We start from the raw sequence: 267 nt of genomic DNA on the forward strand, positions 1-267 counted from the left end.
GTACGGTGTCCTATAACTGGTAGTCGTTGTGGATAACTCGACTATTTGCCGATGCAGAAGCTGGAGAAAATCCGCCCGAGCAGATCATCCGAACTGAAAGCCCCGGTGATTTCACCCAACAGCTGCTGCGCCTGGCGCAGATCTTCAGCCAGCAGCTCCCCAGCCCCCGCCAAGGTCAGCTGGGCGCGCCCGTGCTCCAAGGCCGCGCTGGCATGACGCAGCGCTTCCAGGTGCCTACGGCGCGCACTGAAGCTGCTTTCCGAGGTC

1 pseudogene is annotated in these 267 nt (G+C 61.4%); it reads right to left on the reverse strand.

Annotated elements, in window-relative coordinates:
• Positions 1-41: 41 nt before the first annotated feature.
• Positions 42-267 (reverse strand): annotated as a pseudogene (locus AAEZ05_RS28825) (tRNA uridine-5-carboxymethylaminomethyl(34) synthesis GTPase MnmE); the annotation flags it as partial.

It is taken from the genome of Pseudomonas sp. HY13-MNA-CIBAN-0226 (genome assembly GCF_040310305.1).
Lineage (GTDB): Bacteria > Pseudomonadota > Gammaproteobacteria > Pseudomonadales > Pseudomonadaceae > Aquipseudomonas > Aquipseudomonas gregormendelii.